Source organism: Primorskyibacter sp. S187A, from assembly GCF_049800955.1.
GTDB lineage: Bacteria > Pseudomonadota > Alphaproteobacteria > Rhodobacterales > Rhodobacteraceae > JAKVBH01.
This window is the reverse complement of the sequence record NZ_JBNAGA010000002.1, coordinates 1,080,056-1,099,982: the sequence shown is the minus strand read 5'-3', so window position 1 is coordinate 1,099,982 and position 19,927 is coordinate 1,080,056. Positions and strand designations below refer to the sequence as shown.

At 61.9% G+C, this 19,927-nt stretch carries 19 protein-coding genes, 1 pseudogene and 1 riboswitch; of the genes and pseudogenes, 14 read left to right on the top strand and 6 right to left on the bottom strand.

Going from position 1 to position 19,927, the window contains the following annotated elements; translation table 11 throughout:
• Positions 1-84: 84 nt before the first annotated feature.
• The 3 genes from ACP15S_RS16370 to ACP15S_RS16360 form a co-directional block, all read right to left on the bottom strand.
• Positions 85-1,320: a CaiB/BaiF CoA transferase family protein gene (locus tag ACP15S_RS16370; protein WP_425040700.1), complete on the bottom strand. Its 1,236-nt coding sequence runs from the start codon at positions 1,318-1,320 to the stop codon at positions 85-87.
• 123 nt (positions 1,321-1,443) lie between these two features.
• Positions 1,444-2,130, bottom strand: a complete 687-nt coding sequence (locus ACP15S_RS16365) for a fumarylacetoacetate hydrolase family protein (protein ID WP_425040923.1) — start codon at positions 2,128-2,130, stop codon at positions 1,444-1,446.
• Between the two features lie 107 nt (positions 2,131-2,237).
• The gene (locus ACP15S_RS16360) at positions 2,238-2,918 is read right to left on the bottom strand and encodes a FadR/GntR family transcriptional regulator (protein WP_425040699.1); all 681 of its coding nucleotides are present in this window, start codon (positions 2,916-2,918) and stop codon (positions 2,238-2,240) included.
• Between the two features lie 124 nt (positions 2,919-3,042).
• Between ACP15S_RS16360 and ACP15S_RS16355 the strand changes: the two genes are divergently transcribed.
• Together ACP15S_RS16355 and ACP15S_RS16350 are read left to right on the top strand one after the other, a co-directional pair.
• The gene (locus tag ACP15S_RS16355) at positions 3,043-3,270 is read left to right on the top strand and encodes a hypothetical protein (protein ID WP_425040698.1); all 228 of its coding nucleotides are present in this window, start codon (positions 3,043-3,045) and stop codon (positions 3,268-3,270) included.
• Between the two features lie 78 nt (positions 3,271-3,348).
• A pseudogene (locus tag ACP15S_RS16350) lies at positions 3,349-4,285 on the top strand (Ldh family oxidoreductase); the annotation flags it as partial.
• Positions 4,286-4,576: 291 nt separating this feature from the next.
• Here ACP15S_RS16350 and ACP15S_RS16345 read toward each other — a convergent pair.
• Positions 4,577-4,831, bottom strand: coding sequence for a hypothetical protein (locus ACP15S_RS16345; RefSeq protein ID WP_425040934.1), 255 nt, complete (start codon positions 4,829-4,831; stop codon positions 4,577-4,579).
• 227 nt (positions 4,832-5,058) lie between these two features.
• Between ACP15S_RS16345 and ACP15S_RS16340 the strand changes: the two genes are divergently transcribed.
• The 11 genes from ACP15S_RS16340 (at position 5,059) to ACP15S_RS16290 (ending at position 14,837) form a co-directional block, all read left to right on the top strand.
• The gene (locus ACP15S_RS16340; protein ID WP_425040697.1) at positions 5,059-5,913 is read left to right on the top strand and encodes a universal stress protein; all 855 of its coding nucleotides are present in this window, start codon (positions 5,059-5,061) and stop codon (positions 5,911-5,913) included.
• A gap of 134 nt (positions 5,914-6,047) precedes the next feature.
• A complete protein-coding gene (locus ACP15S_RS16335; protein ID WP_425040696.1) occupies positions 6,048-7,028 on the top strand; it encodes a Bug family tripartite tricarboxylate transporter substrate binding protein in 981 nt (326 codons plus the stop codon).
• A 64-nt stretch (positions 7,029-7,092) separates the two neighbouring features.
• Positions 7,093-7,596 carry a tripartite tricarboxylate transporter TctB family protein gene (locus ACP15S_RS16330; protein WP_425040695.1) on the top strand — a complete coding sequence of 168 codons (504 nt, stop codon included), beginning with the start codon at positions 7,093-7,095 and terminating at the stop codon, positions 7,594-7,596.
• A 68-nt stretch (positions 7,597-7,664) separates the two neighbouring features.
• Positions 7,665-9,182 carry a tripartite tricarboxylate transporter permease gene (locus ACP15S_RS16325; protein ID WP_425040694.1) on the top strand — a complete coding sequence of 506 codons (1,518 nt, stop codon included), beginning with the start codon at positions 7,665-7,667 and terminating at the stop codon, positions 9,180-9,182.
• A gap of 241 nt (positions 9,183-9,423) precedes the next feature.
• Positions 9,424-9,512, top strand: a riboswitch (TPP riboswitch).
• 51 nt (positions 9,513-9,563) lie between these two features.
• Positions 9,564-10,340 (top strand): hydroxyethylthiazole kinase, encoded by a 777-nt coding sequence (gene thiM, locus ACP15S_RS16320; protein WP_425040693.1) that lies wholly within the window; start codon positions 9,564-9,566, stop codon positions 10,338-10,340.
• A complete protein-coding gene (thiE, locus tag ACP15S_RS16315) occupies positions 10,337-10,972 on the top strand; it encodes a thiamine phosphate synthase (protein ID WP_425040692.1) in 636 nt (211 codons plus the stop codon). Before thiM ends, thiE begins: the two co-directional genes overlap by 4 nt.
• A complete protein-coding gene (gene thiD, locus ACP15S_RS16310; protein ID WP_425040691.1) occupies positions 10,969-11,775 on the top strand; it encodes a bifunctional hydroxymethylpyrimidine kinase/phosphomethylpyrimidine kinase in 807 nt (268 codons plus the stop codon). Before thiE ends, thiD begins: the two co-directional genes overlap by 4 nt.
• Positions 11,772-12,710 (top strand): ABC transporter substrate-binding protein, encoded by a 939-nt coding sequence (locus tag ACP15S_RS16305; protein ID WP_425040690.1) that lies wholly within the window; start codon positions 11,772-11,774, stop codon positions 12,708-12,710. The genes thiD and ACP15S_RS16305 overlap by 4 nt, the downstream gene beginning before the upstream one ends.
• A complete protein-coding gene (gene tenA, locus ACP15S_RS16300; RefSeq protein ID WP_425040689.1) occupies positions 12,707-13,396 on the top strand; it encodes a thiaminase II in 690 nt (229 codons plus the stop codon). Before ACP15S_RS16305 ends, tenA begins: the two co-directional genes overlap by 4 nt.
• A gap of 20 nt (positions 13,397-13,416) precedes the next feature.
• The gene (locus ACP15S_RS16295; RefSeq protein WP_425040688.1) at positions 13,417-14,115 is read left to right on the top strand and encodes an ABC transporter ATP-binding protein; all 699 of its coding nucleotides are present in this window, start codon (positions 13,417-13,419) and stop codon (positions 14,113-14,115) included.
• Positions 14,112-14,837 carry an ABC transporter permease gene (locus ACP15S_RS16290; RefSeq protein ID WP_425040687.1) on the top strand — a complete coding sequence of 242 codons (726 nt, stop codon included), beginning with the start codon at positions 14,112-14,114 and terminating at the stop codon, positions 14,835-14,837. Before ACP15S_RS16295 ends, ACP15S_RS16290 begins: the two co-directional genes overlap by 4 nt.
• A gap of 549 nt (positions 14,838-15,386) precedes the next feature.
• Here the strand turns inward: ACP15S_RS16290 and torT are convergent.
• Positions 15,387-16,430, bottom strand: a complete 1,044-nt coding sequence (torT, locus tag ACP15S_RS16285) for a TMAO reductase system periplasmic protein TorT (RefSeq protein ID WP_425040686.1) — start codon at positions 16,428-16,430, stop codon at positions 15,387-15,389.
• Between torT and ACP15S_RS16280 the strand changes: the two genes are divergently transcribed.
• Positions 16,390-19,167: an ATP-binding protein gene (locus ACP15S_RS16280; protein WP_425040685.1), complete on the top strand. Its 2,778-nt coding sequence runs from the start codon at positions 16,390-16,392 to the stop codon at positions 19,165-19,167. The two genes, torT and ACP15S_RS16280, sit on opposite strands and share 41 nt — an antisense overlap.
• On the opposite strand, the gene ACP15S_RS16275 is transcribed toward ACP15S_RS16280, so the two are convergent.
• The gene (locus tag ACP15S_RS16275) at positions 19,140-19,844 is read right to left on the bottom strand and encodes a response regulator (protein ID WP_425040684.1); all 705 of its coding nucleotides are present in this window, start codon (positions 19,842-19,844) and stop codon (positions 19,140-19,142) included. The two genes, ACP15S_RS16280 and ACP15S_RS16275, sit on opposite strands and share 28 nt — an antisense overlap.
• Positions 19,845-19,927 lie beyond the last annotated feature (83 nt).

Sequence of the window (19,927 nt, the reverse complement as noted above, 5' to 3'; positions counted from 1 at the left end):
CGAGCTGCACCCGCAAGGCCAGCCATGTCCGGCATGGCCTGCGCGGAATGCAACCGCTTCTCAGACCATAGCCAAAGGCCAGGGTCAGGTGGCGCCCGCCTCTTTCATCGCGGCGATCTCTGTCTCGGAATAGCCAAGCTCCGCCAGAATTTGCGCCGAATGCTCGCCTGCCAGCGGCGGCGGCGCGGCAATCGTGCTGGGTGTGCGGCTCATCAGGATCGGCTGGCCCACCATTTCCGTCGCGCCGCGCTCATGGCTCTGCACCGGCTGCGCGAGGTCCAGATGGCGGACCTGCGGGGTCTCGAAGACCTGGGCGATGTCATTGATTTCCCCGGCGGGCACCCCTGCTTCCGTCAACCGTGCGATCCAGGTCCCCGTCGGCGCGCCACGCGTCAGCGCTTCGATTTCAGCGTTGAGCGCGTCGCGGTGCTCCAAACGGCTCTCCTGCGTGGCGTAGCGCGCATCTTCGCGCCAGTCAGGTCTGTCCATTGCATCGCAGAACTTGTCCCAGATGGCATTGCCCGTCACGGCGATGTTCATATGCCCGTCCGCTGTCTGGAAAACGCCGGTCGGGATGCAAGTCGGGTGATTGTTGCCCGCCTGCCCCGGCACATGGCCATCCATCAAGACGCGCGCGGCCTGAAAATCGAGCATGAAGACCTGCGCCTGCAACAGCGATGTCTGGACCCACTGGCCCTTGCCGGAGCTTTGCCGCTCAAAGAGCGCAATCAGAATGCCTTGCGCCGCAAAGAGCCCCGCGCAGAGATCGGCGATGGGAATGCCCACGCGCATGGGCCCCGCGCCCGGCTCACCAGTGATCGACATCAGCCCGCCCATGCCCTGCGCGATCTGATCAAAACCCGGACGGTCGGCCATGGGGCCATCCTGTCCAAAACCCGAGATCGAGGCGTAGATCAGCCCCGGATTGCTTTGCGAGAGCGTCTCGTAGTCGATCCCGAGCCGTGTTTTCACGGCAGGTCTGAAATTCTCGACAATGACATCGGCCGTCCGGGCCAGCTTGAGGAAGGCCTCTTTGGCTTGCGGCTTTTTCAGGTCGAGTGTCAGCGAGCGCTTGTTGCGATGCAGGTTCTGGAAATCAGACCCGGCCCGAGGCCCGCCCAGCTCTTCGGTATCAAGCGGTGTTTCCACCTTGATGACATCGGCCCCCCAATCGGCCAGCTGGCGGACGCAGGTGGGGCCGGAGCGCACACGCGTGAGATCGAGCACTTTGAGCCCGCGCAGCGCGGCGCTGGCCCCCGTCAATGCGCCCCCCGGCGCATTGGAATGGTCCTCTAGATCTGTTCGGCTTGCGTCGGCCATGGCGTCTCCCCCCTTTGAAAGCCCTGCTCCAAGAGATATCGGCACAGACAGCGCCGACAAGAATTTTAGGCAGTTCATACGGGAAAAGGCGGCGCGCGGTGCGGCGCGCAAGGACCAAGACGCTCAGGTCACGTTGACCGTCAGACTGCCCAAACCATCAACCGACATGACCATGACGTCGCCCTTAACAACCGGCCCCACGCCCGCAGGCGTGCCCGATTGGATCACATCTCCGGGCGCCAGTTCGAAATACGCGCTGAGATAGGAAATCATCTCCGGCACCTTCCAGATCATCTGATTGAGATCGCCTTCCTGACGCGTCTCCCCGTTCACCGTGAGCTTCAGGTGGCCCTCAGACGGGTGGCCCACGGCAGAAACGGGGTGGATCGGCCCGCAGGGCGCGGAGCGTTCAAAGGCTTTACCGATTTCCCACGGACGACCCATTTTCTTCATTTCGCCCTGCAAATCCCGGCGGGTCATGTCGAGGGAAAGCCCATAGCCATAGACGTGATCCAGCGCGTCTTCGACGGCGATGTTTGTTCCGCCTGTTTTCAGCGCCACAAACATCTCCGCTTCGTGATGCACGTCCGAGCTGTGCGGCGGATAGGGAAAATCGCCCGAGGTATCGAGGTTGTTGGGGTTTTTCTGAAAGAAAAACGGCGGCTCCCGGTCGGGATCATGGCCCATCTCAATCGCATGAGCCGCGTAGTTCCGGCCAATGCAATAGACCCTGCGCACCGGAAAGGCGGCATCCGAGCCCTGGATCGGCAAGCTCACGATTTCCGGTGGTTCAATCACGTAATTGGCCATTGTGCCCTCCGCGTATGTCACGTTCTCGAGCGCCGTGGTAGCCCAGCGCATTTACCAAACAAACCAACCAATTCTCAAAATGGTTGATATCGCCGCAAGAACCCGGGTCAGGCCCAATCCACGGATGGACGCTCCATCATTCGCGCATAGACCGATTGCAGATGCACCGACATGGCGCGGGCGGCCTGCGCCCCGTCGCCTGCAAAAATCGCGGCCAGAATGTCATCGTGCTGCGCAAAGGAGACATAGCCCGGATCAGGCCCGCGGGTCTCGCGCGGGCGGCCCCAGACGATGGACCGGCGCACGGAGTTCAACGTCTCGAAGAAATAGAGGAACAAGTGATTTCGCGTGGCGCGGGCAATGGCGTGATGCAGGTTGTTGTCCCAGGCCTCATAGGTGCGCCAATCCTCGGAAGATCGGCATTTCTCAGCACAAAGCGCCATTTGGTCCCTGTCGGATTGCGTCGCACTGGACGCGGCCAATCGGCACAATTCAGGCTCAATGGCAAAGCGGACGGCCACCAGTTGCTCGGGCGTGACAAGGTCGCCCAGAAAGGTCACATCCTGAAGGTTGAGCACCGGCCGGCTGCCCACGAACGTCCCCCGTCCGACATGCCGCCAGATCAACCCCTGCGCCTCAAGCTCGGCCAGTGCCTTGCGCAGGTGATACCGCTTCGCGCCCAGCGTTTCACACAATTCGCGCTCTGGCGGTATGCGCGCGTTGTAGCGCAAGCCGGAGCCTTCGATGAAGTCTCGCAAACGTTGCACGATGTCGGTCGCGTCAGCCATGGTTCCACCCAATTTCCAGATTGGTTGAATGATTGCGAACATAAGCCAGACGCATGCTTGTGTGAAGAGACGTTGGGTTTGGACGGCGTAGGCAACGGCCGTCCGGCGACGGAAGGAACGGATCATGCGATTGTTGACAGTGTCCAGCAACGGCAAAGCGATCTGCGCGGCCGGTATGGAGAACGGTGCGTTTCTCGATATCGCCAAAGCGGCGCAGAACGTCACCGGGGCCGGTGGTCACGCGCTGCGCGCAGGCAGCATGCAGGCGGGGCATCACGCCGATGCGCAGCTGCCCTCTGACGCACCATTTCTCGCCCCATCCCCAAACCTCTCAAGAACGTCTTCTGCGTGAGCCTCGCGCTCTAAATGATAGTGACCTGGACCCGACGAAAGGTCGTGTTCTGGCACAAGGAACGCGTTGGCTCCTACGATGGCTGACGGCACGACAGCTGTGGATGACCTGCGCCGCTTTGTGGCGCAGGCGCTGGGCAAGATGGGCGTTCCCGATGCTGATGCCACCCGCGTCTCAAGCCATATGGTTGAGGCTGATATCTATGGCTGCGGCACCCACGGTGTCTTTCGCCTGCGCCAGTACATGGCGCGGCTGGCAGGGGCGGATGCAACCCCATGCCCAATGTCCGTGTCGCCCACCAGACCATTGCCACGGCGCTCATTGACGGCGACAACGGGCTGGGCCATCTGGCCATGGCCAAGGCACGCGACATCGCCATCGAGACAGCGCGCACAGCCGGGATCGGCTGGGTTGGCATCAGGCGAGGCAATCACGCAGGCCCCCTCGCGCTTTATGTGCGCCCCCAGGCAGAGGCTGGCATGGTTGGCATGGCAGTCGCCGTGGGCAGCGCAAACCATGTGCCTCCTTTTGGCGGGTCTGATCTCCCGCTGGGCACCAACCCGGTTGCTTTCTGCGCGCCCGCAGATGGCCCTGATCCCGTTGTCTTCGACATGGCAACCACCGTGGCCGCCATGGGCAAGATCAAAACGCTTCTTCAGCAGGGCGCGCCCATGCCTGAAGGCTGGATGGGCAACCGCTCACGGATCCCGCGCGCAAAGCCGAGAACTTTCTTCTGCCCATTGGCGGGCCGAAGGGCTTTGGCCTTTCCGTGGCCGTTGGGATGATGGCTGGCGTCTTGAACGGGGCAGCTTTTGGCTCTGACGTGGTGGATTTCACATCAGACACCACCTCCAAGACCAATACAGGCCAAGTTGTGATGGCGCTCGACCCCGCGGGCTTTGGCATGGGAGACACATTCGCCCGGGAGGCCGCTCGTGTCTTCGCAGAGATGCGCGCCTCCGACCCCCTGCCCGGCCACGACCCGGTGCGTTTGCCCGGCGATGGCAAGACCGCCGCTGCAACGTCCCGCCGTGCGGATGGTCTGGCGCTTACGCCCGCGTTCCGCAAGGATCTCGACGCGCTGGCCGAGGCATACGGGCTGCGCGCGCTCTGCCCCCTTCGGGTCCGTTTGCGCAGTCGCACTATCATGCCGCAACACTGCCGCTCGCGGCGCCCATCGCACAGCGCATCGTGGCCGATCATGGGCGCGAGCGATGACGCACGCCTGCCGCAGACAGGAGCGCGATTTGTAGCGCCTTGTAGGTCGTCTCAAAAGCTGTGCCGCCGAACGCCGTACGCGCCCGCGTCATGCTGTGGCGCTCCCCCAGGGACGACCCGACCCAATGCTCTTGGGCGCGCTTGTCTTGCCGACCCCGGTTGCGATGGCGTTCTTGGGCAGTGCCACCGAACTGTTTTCCCAGTGAAACGAGACACTGTTTCGGCACAGCCCTGAAAGCGCGTCGATTTTACGCTGAAGCCGCCAAATCGTCGTGCAAAATCCCTCAGTCAGACGTCCAAACGCCCCCGCACGGGGCGGTTTGAGCCCTGTCGATCGGCCCATGACGGGCGCTAGTGTGCGCCTGTCGCAAGCCCCCTTTGAGACCCGCGCCAATTCACTCAGCAGCACACAGGGTTTTGCAAAGTTTCGCGACCTTGGGTATTTCGCGCTATATCTCTGCGAACTGTGCCGCGTGGTTCGCGCGCGCATGTAAATCGAAAGGTCACTCGGACAGCGTCGCACACCCGCCGCCGCCGATGAGCCAGACCAACACGGAGGAGGACCATCTCATGCTCAGAAAAATCATTGTGCCCGTGCGCGGCGATGTCATGATCGATACCGTTCTGGAACATGCAACTTCTCTGGCGCGCCAGCACGGGGCGCATCTCGTCGTCGCCCATTGCCGCAAAAGCTCGAAGGATTTGCGTCCCTACAGCCGCGCCCTGCCCGGCTTTGCCCGCAAGACGATGATGGCCCAGGCCGAGACACTGGCCGATCAGGAAGAACAGGATGTGCGCGAGAAGCTGCATCAATTCGCACTCTCCGTGGATATGCCCGAGACGGACACGCCCGTCGCGGGCACGGCCTCCATCGCCTTTGTCGAGGAATACGGACAGATGATCGATGTGATCAAACATAACGGACGGCTGGCCGATCTGGTTGTGGTGAACCAGCCCCGGCGAGATCTCAATATCGGCACCAACGCCCTGCAATCGGCGCTCTACGAGACCGGCCGACCCGTCCTGATGTGCCCCCATGATGTGCATGTGGTGCCCGATCTGGGCGCGCATATCGCCATAGCGTGGAATGGCTCACTGGAGGCCTCCCGCGCCGTGGCCACGACGCTGGATCTCGCGCTTGCCGCACGCAAAGTCACGATCCTCACCGGCGGCAAGGGAGAACCCCACGGGGCGACGGCCGAGGAGCTTGTGGGGTATTATCAGATGCGCGGAATCACCGCCGAGATTAACCGTTTTGATACCCGCAACCCCGGGGCGGAGCTCCTGGCGAAAACAACCGAAGTGGGCGCCAATTTGCTCGTCATGGGCGCCTATGGGCACAACCATGAGCGCGAGACGCTCTTTGGTGGAAATACTCAAGTCGTTGTTGATAAAGCAAAAATACCCGTCGTTTTGGTACACTAAGGTATTCTTTCCTCCAGCAATAAAGTTTTGCTTGAATTAGATTTTCCGCAAGATAATTACTTTCGGAGATGCAGGAACGGTTTGCGTTTTCGCGAAACCCGTGGCTGCCGAAAACCATATGGGAGGACTTTTCGATGAAAGTGACTAAACGCGCATTGCTCAGCATGATGGGTGCAACGCTGCTGACAACAGCCCCTGTGGCCGCTCTGGCCGATGGCTGGAAGCCCCGCAAGCCGATTGATTTCGTCATCATGGCAGGCCCCGGTGGCGGCGCAGACCAGATCGCACGTTTCATCCAGTCCGTCGCAGAAACGAAAGACCTCACGAACCGTCCCCTCGTGCCCAACAACAAGGGCGGTGGCTCCGGCGCAGAAGCGCTGATCCACGTCTCCAACGCGTCTGACCCCGATCACACGATCCTCGTGACGCTGAACTCCTTCTTCACGACGCCGCTGCGTCAGGCGAACCTCGGGATCGACATCCAGACATTCACGCCCGTGGCGATGATGGGCGTCGACCCGTTTGTGCTCTGGGTCCACAAGGACAGCGGCATCACGACCTTTGAGCAGTATGTCGAGAAGGTTAAAAGCATGGGCGGCGAGTACGTCATGGGCGGCACAGGTGCCGGTCAGGAAGACAGCATCGTCATCGCCTACATGTCCGAAGCCTACGGTCTCGACGTGAAATATATCCCCTACGATGGCGGCGGCGCCGTGGCCAAGGACCTCGCTGGCCAGCAGATCATGGCAACCGTGAACAACCCCGCCGAGGCCAAAGGTTTCTATGAAGCCGGTGACTTCGTGCCCCTTCTGGCCTTCTCCGACGAGCGTATGCCCGCCTATCCGGACGTGCCGACGATCAAGGAAAAGGGTCATGACTTCTCCTACTACAACCAGCGTGCCGTCGTCGGCGCACCGGGCATGTCCGATGAAGCCGCAGCCTATTATCAGCAAGTCTTCACAACGATTTACGAGAGCGAAGAATGGCAGGGCTACCTGGCATCCGAGAGCCTCTCGCCGCTGTGGATGAACGCCGATGAGCAGCGCGATTACTGGTCGCTTCAGGTGGAAAATCACAAGAAGCTGCTCGCCGCCCTTGGCGAAAAGCAGAGCTGACCTAAGGTTAACTGCGAGTTAGCGAAGACCTCCGCAAGGGGGCAATGACAAAAGGGAGGGCCAGATGCGCGTTGGTGAACTTATGACCGCGGGGATTCTGGCCCTCCTGTCACTTTACCTGATGTGGAAAAGCACCGAGCTGCCCATCGGATATATTGCAGATCAGGGGCCCGGCGGCGGTGCATGGCCCTTCTGGCTCGCGACCATCATGTTGGGCTGCTGCGGCTGGACCGCGGTCAACTGGTACCGTGGCCTGACCCCCGCCTCCCAATCCGATGAACCGGTCCTCGACAGCTACGGCTGGCGGACGCTCATCTTCGTGGGCGGCGGCATCATCGGATTTGTGGCCCTCGTCAATATCATCTCCATGTACGGGGCGATTGCAGTCTTCCTGTTCTACTACATGTGGTTTCTCGGACGGCACGGGTTGGTCTTCACACTCGCGGTCGCGCTGATCACACCTGTCGCGCTGTTTTTCTTCTTCGAAGGCGCGATGCAGATCACGATGCCCTCGGGCCTGCCGTTTACCGATCCGGTGTTCGATATCCTCTACGACATCATCTACTGACACGACCCGCTCCGATCCCCTAAGGCCCCTCTCGCCAAGGCAGGCCACTTTGAAGAAAGCCTCTGACTATGGAAGTTCTCGCCCTGCTGGCTGACGGCATGCTCCTGTCTCTCCAACCGCTCAACCTCATGATGATCCTGATCGGGGTCACGGTCGGGCTCTTTATCGGTGCGATGCCCGGGCTGGGCTCTGTCAACGGCGTGGCCATCCTTCTGCCCGTGACCTTCCTTGTCCCTCCGGGATCAGCGATCATCTTTCTGGCCGCGATTTACTATGGCGCGATGTATGGCGGTGCGGTCTCCTCTGTGACGCTGGGGATCCCCGGCGCGTCAACTGCGGTGGCCACCACCTTTGATGGCAGGCCACTGGCCCGGCAGGGCCGCGCGAGCCTCGCCCTCGTCACAGCTGCACTGGCCTCTTTCATCGGCGGGACCGTGGCCAACATTCTCTTCACGCTCTTCGCCCCCGTGCTGGCCTCCGTTGCCCTGTCTTTTGGTCCGCCCGAGGTCTTTGCGCTGATGCTGTTGGCCTTTGCCACGTTCGTGGGTCTGGGCGGCGACGATATCCCCAAGACGATCTTTTCGATCTGCTTCGGCCTCGTGCTGGGCGCCATTGGCTTTGACCAGATCTCCGGCGCGCCCCGGCTTGTGCTTTTTGATTACAACGGCTTCCTGCAGGGCATCGGCTTTCTGGTTCTGGCCATTGGCGTCTACGGCATCGGCGAGATGATCTGGACCATTGAGCAAAGCCGCGGCGAGGTGGAGACGACCACGCCCAAGATGACCGTGAAAGGCATGGCGGCAGACACCAAGGAAGCCACGAAGCGCGGCTGGCGCGGGACGATGATCGGCTCGTTTCTGGGCTTTTTCGTGGGCGTCCTGCCTGCGGCGGGCGCGACGCCCGGCTCGCTCATGTCCTACGGTGTCACGAAGATGATCTCCCGCAAGCCCGAGGAATTCGGCAAAGGCTCTCCTGACGGGGTTGCGGCGCCGGAAGCGGCCAACAATTCGGCCTCGACAGGCTCAATGCTGCCGATGCTGACACTGGGCATTCCCGGCTCGCCCACGACAGCGATCCTGCTGGGCGGTATGGTGATCTGGGGCCTCGTCCCCGGCCCGCGCCTCTTCGTGGATGAGCAGGAATTTGTCTGGGGCCTGATCGGCTCGTTCTACATCTCCAATCTGGCCGCGCTGCTGATCAACCTGGCGTTCATCCCGCTCTTCATCTGGATGCTGCGGATGCCGTTCACGATCCTCGCGCCGATGATCTTCGTGCTCTCGATTGCGGGCGGCTATGCGGCGACGCGGGACATGTTCGACATCTGGCTGATGGTGGTCTTTGGCCTGGGCGCATTCTTCCTGCGCAAGTTCGACTACCCGCTGGCCCCCGCCGTGCTGGCCATCGTTCTGGGCCCCATCGCGGAGCCCACGCTGCGCCAGTCGCTGCTCTTGTCCTCGGGTGATCCTTCGATCTTCTTCACCCGCCCCATCGCGGGTCCGATCACGATCATCGCCCTCATCCTGATCTTCCTGCCCGCCGTCAAAGTGATCCGCCGCTGGGCCACAAACAGGAAGGCGGCGGCCTGAAGCGGGCGGCCATCCGTCTAGCGCCTTGCGCGGTGCCGTAAGCAAATGCGCACGAGAGAGAAAGCGTTGCGGCGAGGTGCCTAAAAGAAGAACACCGTCAGCTATGCGGGACGAAGCCGTCATTAGATCTCCTCAACCTAAGGCCCCCTTTGGTCACATCGGAACCCAGCGAGACTTGACTTGGCCGGTCCGCGCACAGGTATTGGGGACGCTTGACCATCCTCGCAACTTGACCTAGCGTCTCATTCGCCAGGGGCGCTGAAAAGCTGAGACGTACCCTTTGAACCTGAACCAGATAATGCTGGCGGAGGGAGGTCACAGTCGCTTTTGACCAAGCTGACAGGTGCTCTTTTTCTTCGCCAAGATGAGAAAGAGACGTATATGTCGTTCAATGACATTCTGACCCCACTGCGTGCGCAAAACCCACTTGTGCAGTGCATCACAAACTATGTCGCCATGAATATAGCCGCGAATGTCGTTCTTGCGGCCGGTGCCTCGCCTGCGATGCTGCATGCTGTCGAAGAAATCGAGGATTTCACGCCGATTTGCGGGGCACTGACAATCAATATCGGCACATTGGACGGCGCTTGGGCGGCCTCCATGATGGCTGCGGCCAAGACGGCCAACGCCAGCGATGTGCCTTGGGTGCTGGACCCGGTCGCGCACTTCGTAAGCGCCTATCGCAAAGGCGTAGCACAGGACTTGCTTGTGCAGCGCCCGACGATCCTGCGCGGCAATGCGTCAGAGATCCTGGCACTTGCCGGTGAGGCAGGCAGCGGCAAAGGCGCGGATAGCGGTGACAGTGTCGATGCGGCCAAAGGCGCGGCTGAGGCCTTGGCGCGGGATTATGGCGCAACCGTTGCTGTCACTGGCCCTGTGGATTTCGTCACGGACGGCACGCAAAGCGCCGAAGTCACTGGCGGCTCGGCGCTCATGCCGCAAATCACGGCACTGGGGTGTTCTCAGACAGCACTCATGGGCGCTTATGCAGCCGCGGGGCCCGCGTTTGACGCCGCGCTCGGTGCGTTGGCGCATTTCAAGGCCGCCGGCAATGTTGCCGCCTCGCAGGCCACGGGGCCGGGCAGCTTTCAGGTCCACTTCCTTGATGCGCTGGCATCGGTCGGGCCGGATGATCTGGCCCAAACGGTGCTGGGATGACGGGGCTGCGCGACAGTCTTGGGTTGTATCTTGTGACCGATCCGCAGCTTTGCGCGCCGCTCGGTGTGGTGGAGACCGTGCGCCGCGCCGTGGCGGGGGGTGTCAGCTTTGTTCAGCTGCGCGACAAGACGGCGACAACGCGGGAGCGTGTCGAACTGGCGCGCGGATTGAAGGACATGCTGTCAGACAGTGGCGTCCCGCTTGTGATCAATGACGATGTGGAGGCTGCTGTCGCTGCTGACGTGGACGGCGCGCATATCGGTCAGGGAGATATGACACCTGCGCAAGCGCGCGCGCAGCTTGGGCCGGGCAAGGTGCTGGGCTTGTCTTGCGAGACGCCTGACACGGTCAGGGCCGCCGATCCGTCCTTGGTGGATTACCTCGGCCTCGGCCCTGTCTTCGGCACAGCCACCAAGACAGACCACGAAGCGCCCATTGGGTTCGACGGGTTGGCATCGCTTGTGGCGCTGACGCCGCTGCCCACTGTCGCCATTGGCGGGCTCAAGGCGGAACACGCAAGGCCGGTGCGGCAAAGCGGGGCGGATGGGCTTGCGGTTGTCTCCGCGATTTGCGGGCAGCCCGATGTGACCGCGGCGGCGCAAGCATTTGCAAAAGAGGAGCGGTTCAAATGATTCCCAATGTTCTCAGTATCGCAGGCTCCGATCCATCGGGAGGGGCTGGTATCCAGGCCGACCTCAAGGCGATGTCGGCAAACGGGGCCTATGCCATGGCAGCCATCACCGCGCTGACCGCGCAGAATACCCAAGGCGTAAGCGGCATTCATCTTGTCCCGCCGGAGTTCGTGCAAGCGCAAATCAAGGCCATTTTCGAAGATATCCGCGTTGATGCCGTGAAGATCGGCATGATCGCCAACGCCGAGATCGCTGCCGCCGTGGCCGAGGCGCTGCAAGGTTGCGATGCACCGATCGTGCTGGACCCGGTTATGATTGCCAAAGGCGGCGCACCTCTGTTGCAACCGGACGCGGTGGGCACGTTGCGGACGCGACTTCTGCCCTTGGCCTTTGTGTTGACGCCCAACCTGCCGGAGGCCGCGCACCTTCTGGACAGGCCGATTGCGCAAACCCGCGAAGAGATGGCGCAGCAGGCCCGTGCGTTGATCGCCCTCGGGCCGAGCGCCATCGTGATGAAAGGTGGCCACCTTGACGGAGCAGACAGCCCTGACTGTCTGGTCACCTCGGACAATGTAACGTGGTTTGAGGGCGCGCGCACGGCGACGCGGAACACACATGGCACCGGTTGCACCCTGTCGGCCGCGCTGGCCGCGCAGATTGCTCGCAAGCAATCTTTGCCCAAGGCAGTCGCTGCCGCCAAGGCCTATGTCAGCGATGCCATCGCCCATGCGGATGACTTGTCTGTCGGGTCGGGCCACGGCCCCACCCATCACTTTGCAAACCTTAAAGGACTGTCCCGATGAAAAAGACCCTCTCTGCCCTTGCCCTGTCCCTTTGGGCCGGACCGCTTCTGGCGCAGGATCAAATGACGCTGCTGCTGGACTGGTTCGTAAACCCCGATCACGGCCCGGTCATCATCGCACAGGAGAAAGGCTATTTCGCCAATGAAAACCTTGAGGTCGAGATCATCGCCCCCGCTGATCCGTCGGCCCCGCCCCGGCTTGTCGCCGCAGGCCAGGCAGAAATGGCAATCTCGTATCAACCGCAACTGCACCTGCAACGCCATGAAGGCCTGCCGCTTCGCCGCATTGGTACGCTGGTCGCCACGCCGCTCAACTGCCTTTTGGTGTTGGAGGACGGCCCCATAGAAACGCCAGCTGATCTGGCAGGACGCAAGATCGGTTTCTCTGTCGGTGGGGTCGAGGATGCGGTTCTGAGCGCCGTTCTGGGCACGCATGGCGTGACGCTGGATCAGGTAGAGCTCGTCAACGTCAATTTCTCGCTCTCGCCTGCCATCATGTCCGGTCAGGTCGATGCGGTAATCGGCGCGTTTCGCAATTTCGAGTTGAACCAGATGGATATCGAAGGCGTTGCAGGCCGCTGTTTCTACGTCGAGGAGGAAGGCCTGCCCACCTATGATGAGCTGATTTACGTGGCCAACCTCGATACGATGGATGCCGATATGGTGCGCCGCTTTCTGGCCGCGACCGAACGCGCCACGCAATACATCATCAACCACCCCGAAGAGAGCTGGGAGATCTTCGCAAGCACCGCGCCCGAGTTGCGCGATGAACTCAACCGCCGCGCCTGGTCTGACACGCTGCCGCGCTTTGCCTTGCGCCCTGCCGCGCTCGACACGGGCCGCTACGCTGCGTTTGAGGCCTTTTTGCAGGAGGCTGGCCTGATCCCGGCGATCCACCCGGTTTCTGAAATCGCAATCGACGTGAGCGCCCAATGAGCGCGCGGGACTATGGCCGCAGCTTTGCGCTCTGGCGCGCGGGATGCGAGGACGACTGGCACACCTACACCCACCATGCCTTTGTCGAAGGCCTGCGCGATGGCACGTTGCCGCGCGCATCCTTCCTGCATTACCTCATTCAGGACTATGTGTTCCTGACCCACTTTTCGCGTGCATGGTCCATGGGCGTCGTGAAGGCGGAAACGCTGGATGAGATGAAAGCCTGCGCCGCGTCGGTCAACGGGTTCGTCAATCACGAGATGGCCCTGCATGTGCAGACCTGTGCGGGCGAGGGGATCGACGAGCAAACACTGTTCAACGCGGCGGAGGAATTCGAGAATCTCGCCTATACGCGATATGTGATGGATGCGGGGCTTCAGGGCGACTTTCTCGATCTGATGGCCGCGCTCGCGCCCTGCTGCTTTGGCTATGCCGAGATTGGCACGCGTTTGGGAAAAGACGCGGCACCTGATACGCCTTATCGGGCATGGATCGACACCTACGATGGGGCGGACTATCAGGACGCGATGACCCGATTGGGTCAGATGATTGACGCAGCTGTCCTGCGCCGTCTGGGTCCGTCGCCGGAAACCTCGCCCCGTTGGCCGGGGCTTCAGAAACGGTTCACGACCGCCACGCAACTTGAGGCTGCCTTTTGGGGCATGGGCCTGCGCGGGGCTGCGTGACCGCGCCGGGGATCAGCGTCGTGGGGCACCATCGTTTGGAAGGTGCTCCCTTGTTTGGCGAGATCGATCTGAGGATCGACGCCGGGCAATGGACCTGTCTGCTCGGCCGGTCGGGCGTCGGCAAGACGACCTTGCTGCGCCTGATTGCGGGGCTGACGTGCGAAGGGGAGTTCCAGGGCACGATCCGCACAAACGACGGGCGGGACATTCAGGGGCGTGCGGCCTTCATGGCCCAATCGGATCTGCTGATGCCTTGGCTGAGCGTGTTGGACAATACGCTTCTCGGGGCGCGTCTGCGCGGGGAGCGACCCGATGCAGACCGCGCCCGTGACCTGCTCGGTAAAATCGGATTGGGCGATCATCTTGGCAAACGGCCTGCTGCCCTTTCGGGCGGTATGCGGCAGCGTGTAGCCTTGGCGCGCACCTTGATGGAGGGCCGTCCGTTCGTGTTTCTGGATGAGCCTTTCTCCGCCCTTGATGCAGGCACGCGCGCGGAAATGCAGGAATTGGCGGCTGAAATGCTGCGCGGCAAAACGGTGCTGCTTGTCACCCATGATCCGTCGGAGGCCATTCGGTTGGGGCATCGGATCATTGTGATCACCAATAAGGGAACGCAAGACTGGCCATTGCCCGACATGGCACCATTGCGGGACCTTGCGGCCGCAGATGTGGTGGCATCACAGGCAGCCCTCCTTGATTTTCTGAGGTCAAGGCCATGATCCGGCTCGCTTATGCTGTTGCTGCGATTTGTGGCGGTCTTGCGCTCTGGCAGTCGCTTATCTGGATCACCGATGCACCACGATTCATCCTGCCTCCTCCGTTTTTGGTGGCCGAAACCGGATGGGAAAACCGCGCCTTGCTTATGGAGCATGCGGCCGCGACACTCACCGCGGTGTTGCTGGGGCTCTCGGTTGGGGTCATATCAGGGGCGTCAACCGCCATTGCACTGGCGCGGTTCGACGGGTTGCAACGCCTGACGATGCCCATGCTGGTATTTACCCAGGCGATTCCTGTCTTTGCGCTTGCCCCTGTGCTGACGCTCTGGTTCGGCTACGGGCTTGCCTCCAAGGTCGTCATGGCGGTGCTGATCATCTATTTTCCGGTCGTCAGTGCATTCTATGACGGGCTCTCGCGGGTGCCTTCGGGCATGCTGGATCTGGCGCAGACAATGGGGGCGAGCAAGACACGCACGCTTTGGTTGATCCGCGTGCCATATGCTTTGCCGACACTGGGCACGGGCATCAAACTTGCCGCAGTCTATGCGCCGATCGGGGCTGTTATTGGCGAATGGGTCGGTTCTTCGCGGGGCTTGGGCTATCTGATGCTCTTGGCAAACGGGCGCGCAAAGACCGATTTGATGTTCGCCAGCCTGATTACGCTCGCTGCAATGGCCATTGCGCTGCACGCCGCAGTGTCCCGCGCGGTGCGAAATTTCAGGTAACACTGAGTTTTTGATCCCTGCATCGGTGCGTCAGAAATCCGCCCTTGGGTAATTGCAATTCAAAACGAACGGCAATTACTGAGTCTGGGCTCTGCTCTCAATGGGCCAATGTCCGGTATATGGCCCGTCGCGGCTCTTGGAATGAAATGCAGCATCGGTCACTTCGGGCTCAAAGCAGTCTCATCTCAAAGACCCACAGAAACAAAAATCCCGGCAGGGTGACCTACCGGGCTTTTGCATTTTCAAGACAGGTGCACTCACGCAGCGCGGCGTTTGATCCGCGTGGCGCCCAATGCGCCCACGCCCAGCAACAACAGCGGCAGGCCTGCAGGCTAGCGGGACCGGGGCTGCGATGGCGGCCTCAAGCGTCGCCTGCACTTGCCGTGCAGGCAGCGCGTGAACCGGCGTCGTGGGTCGCAGCTGTTGGTGCGGTGCGGTCCATGATTTTGCCTATCTCGCTTGTGTGGGCGGCGCTTGTCTGGGCGGGTCTGCTTCCCGCGAGGGCGATTTGAGCAAAATCAAGCCAGCGAGGCCGCGCTGTCTTAGCATTTATTCAATCAAGGGAAAGTACGTCGCAGGCGGAAAGGTGATGCTCTGGAGACTGTCGCCTCCGGCGGTCAGCAATTGCAATGCGGGCCCGATCAGGCCGTCTGGCGTGTCGGCGTCCCCTCCGGAGACGGCGTGTCTGATTGCCATGACACCCTGCTGCACCGGGTCGTCAAATGGCGCAGCCCTGACCTGACCGTTGATCAATCCGCGCAGGACGGAAGGGGTCATGTAGGTGGACACGAGGAGCGGCTGCGCGCGCGCATCCTGCGTCGCAAGCACGCCGAGCGCGGCCTCTATCGCAGGTGCGTTGCCAATCACGTAATCCACATCTGCATGACGGGCCATTGCAGCTTCGACGAGATCAAGTTGCGCGCGAACGCCCGTATCAGCCCGCAAGACATCAACGATGTCAACCGAGCTGTTTTCAAGTCCGGCGCGTAGCCCACTCTCCAACGGGCCTGTCCATCCGGCCTCGCGTGGTCCGTTCAGGAATATGGCTGTCTTTGGTGCGGCCCCCTCGGGGTGCTGGCGCGACAGGAAAGCGCCAATCTCGTGCCCCATGTCGCGCCAATCCACACCGATGCGTCCGGCAAGCTGCTCGGCATGGAGCTCATTGACAAGGGCGATGACAGGTACCTGCCGCGCCGCCCGCGCAACGGCGGCGGTCATGTCCGGATGATCCGAGCTCACGGCACCGATCAGGATCCCATCGACATCCGCTTGGGCACAAACCTCAAGCTGTTTGAGTTGCGCGGCGAGAGCGCGGTATCCCCCTGCCTCGAAGAAACGGAGCTGCACATTTCGGCGCGCCGCCTCGCGTTCCAGCCCGTAGCCGACACTGAGCCAGTAATCGTCCTTGAAATGGGGAACGAGGACGCAAAGCCGGCGCGCCTCCTGCGCCCGCGCAGCACCGACCAGCCCCGCCGCGACCAGAGCGATGACAATGCCGATGGTCAAGATTGTGCAGCGGATCATGGCTCCGTAGGGTTGGGAAATGCGACGCATGAGTTTTGACAGACGGTTGATCCAGATTTTGAGTGCCATGGCGGCATTGGCCGTGATGGTGGGCGTCGTTGCGATTGGCGTCAATCGCAATATGGCCCATACATATAATGCGCTCGTGCGCGCGAACTTTCCCGCGACCCAATTGGCGAGCCGGATCGATGCGTCCGTCAATGTGGTCACAACGCTGCAAACAACGCTGGGCGAGGCGACGACGATCAGGAGCCTTGATGAGGCGTCCGCCGCGCTCCGCGACACGGTTCTGACCATTGAGCGTGCGACGCGCGACATTGAGGGGACGACAGGTTCCGCGCAAGGGGGCGAAGACGCATCGGATGCGGCCCGCATCGTTGACAGGATCACTCTGAATGCGCGCGACCGCCTTACCCTGCTTGATCGCAGCGCTGACGCATCCATGGCGATTGATCAGGCGGGCGCGCGGCTTGCATCGGTTCTCGAAGCAGAGACGGACCTTGCCCGGCTGAGGATCACCGCGGGCATTGCAAGTCTCTATGCCCGCCCGCAGGACGACCCGCGCCCGGCGTTGGATACGCTGGCAGATCGGTCGTTCTTTGCCTTCGAGCGCTTGACGGAGCTGACCCGAACGCTGGATGCCACCCGGCGCCAGATACAGCAGGCCAATGCTCTTGAGACCCCAGCCACAGTTGAGGCCACGCGGGCAGAGGTATCTGCCAGCCTCGATATCATGTTGCGCCGGTTGATCTATTTTCCCTCGCAAGGCGCCACCCGCGAGGCGCGTCTGCTTTTGGATGCGCTCGATCGCCTTGTCCTTGCAGACGGGGGACTGTTGGACTTGCAAAGCGACCGTATCGCGCTGGAGCAGACCCTTGCGCGGGACGCGGCATTTTTGCAAGAGACGCTGGAGACGCTTGCGACCCGCGCCCGCGCTGCGCGGGATGCACTCCAGTCGCAGGGGTTGGAAACGATCGCGGTGGCCGAGCGCCGCGCCTCGGTCATTCTGGCGGGGCTTCTGGCCATGGTCGCGGCCTCGGTCCTAGCGGGCACGATGATGTGGCTTTACGCCCGCCGTCAGCTGATTGCGCGGCTGGCCAATATCTCGCAGCGGATCGTGTCGGTTGCAGGCGGCGACTATGCGCAGCGCATCCCCATCAGCGGGCAGGACGAGATCGGACGCATGGAGAAGGCCCTCAACATCCTGCGCAGGCGGGCGCAGGATGCGGACCGGTTGCGCAACAGCCTCGAAGAGGCCGTCATCGCCCGCACGGGAGATGCCGTGGCCGGGATGCAGGCCTCCGATGCCGCGCGCGCCGAGGCCGAGGCCGCAAACCGCAGCAAGACCGAGTTTCTCGCCCGCATGAGCCACGAAATCCGAACACCGCTCAACGGAATCATCGGTATGCTCGACCTGCTGGAGGCCGATATGGGTGACCCGGGCGGCAAGGCCCGCCTGCGCACCGCCTTGCAGTCGGCCCAGGATCTGCGCGAGATCACCAACGACATTCTGGCCTTCGCCAGCACTGAGGCCACCGAGGACCGCAGCAATCCCGTTCATTTCATGTTGCGCGATCTTGTGGGGCAGTTGGGCCACCAAATGCAATCGCTTGCCGCGCCAAAGGCGTTGAAGACGGATATCGACCTTGCCTCAACCGCGCCGCCTGCGCTCTTTGGCGATGTGGTGAAGATCCGCCAGATTGTGACCAATCTTGTATCGAACGCAGTGAAATACACGGATCGCGGGCGGGTTGCCTTGATTGTGGATCATGCAAGGGATGCCCAGACGGGCCAACCCGTTGTGAGCTTCAGTGTCGCGGATACCGGCGTTGGCATGACGCGCGAGGCCATAGACCACGCGTTTGACGCCTATACCCGTGCGGATGCTGCAAAACGTGCCGGCATCGAGGGGCTGGGGCTGGGGCTGGCCATCTCCCGCAGCCTGACCCAGGCGCTTGGCGGGGCCTTGAGTGTCGAAAGTGAGCCCGGCATTGGCAGCCGGTTTACCTTGACCGTCCCGCTTCTGCCCGGCGATCCGGACCTTGCTGCGCAAGAGGACAGGGCCGACACCCATGCCGCCATGTCGAAATCGGTGCTGGTGATCGACGATCACGCCGTCAATCGCATGGTCGCCCGGGGGTATCTGGAACGTCTGGGCTGTCTGGTGCGCGAAGCGGAGACAGGGCAGGACGGGCTCGATCTGATGCGGGACACGGTCTTTGACCTCGTGTTGTTGGATCTTGATCTGCCCGATATGCCCGGCCAGGAGGTGGCCGCGCAGATCGCAGCGTTTGATACATCTGCCCAGGTCGTCGCGCTGACCGCGCATCTGATCGCGGACACGCCCGGGGATCGCGCCCGTCTTGGTGTGGCACGCGTGCTGACGAAACCTGTTTCTCCCCGGGCGCTCAGCGAGATTTTGGGCGCTGAAAGCCCCGCATCGACGCCGACCGTGAAAGAAAGTCCGGTCCTGCAGACGGTGCGCGCGGATATGACGGATCTCGGGCCGGATATCACGGCGCAGATCATTTCCGAATTTCTCGAGGATCTGCCGCGCAGTGTGCGGCAGATGGAAGATGCCGCCCCATCAGAACGCGGGAAGCTTGCGCACAAGCTCAAGGGTGCTGCGTCAAACTTTCAGCTGGGAGCGCTCTGTGACGCGCTCAAACGCTTTGAGCATGCGCAGGACGATGCCGCAAAGGCCGCCTTGGAGGACGTCAGGACGACGGCAAGAGCGGCAAGCGATCAGCTGGCCGAAGCCGCCAAAACGGTCGGCCTTCAGATCGAGGCGGGATCGACAAAGTGATACCCTTTGCCATGTTCGGTCAGGATCCAGTCCGGCTTGGACGGATCTGCCTCGATTTTCTTGCGCAACCGCCCGACAATCACGTCGATCATCCGGTCGTTTGACCGCATCGCGCGCCGCCCCATCAATTCAGCCAGCTTGGCGCGGCTCAGCGTCTGGCCGGGGTGGTCCGCCAGGGCGGCCATCACGTCGAACTCCTGTTTGGTAAGCACCTCGGTCCGGGCGACCGAGACCAGCCTGCGGCGGATGCGATCAAAGGCCCAGGGTCCGAATTCTTCAACGGGGGGCGCACCTTGCGGAGCCTGTCCAATATCGGCAATCCGCGCCAGCAGGTTCTTGACCCGCGCCGATAGCTCGCGCTTGTCAAAGGGTTTGGTGATATAGTCATCAGCCCCCATCTCAAGACCCACGATCTTGTCAACCTGATCGTCCCGCGCGGTCAACAGGATGATGCCCACGCGGGAGCGCGCGCGCTGTTCGCGCGTGATGGTCAGCCCGTCCTTGCCGTCCAGATTGATATCGACAAGCAGAAGCTCGGCCGGGTCTTCGGTGAGGATTTGCTCCATTTCCTCCGCATCTTCCGCTTCCGAGACCCGGTATCCCTGTTCGCGGAGATAGGCGGCAAGCCGCATGCGCGTCGTGCGGTCGTCCTCGATGATGAGAATATGCTGGGACATGCGATTTTTTACACTTCTTTACATCTTCGCACAATTGCATTTGCTGCGGGTCAACGAGCCCGGTGCACACAGCTTCTAATGTG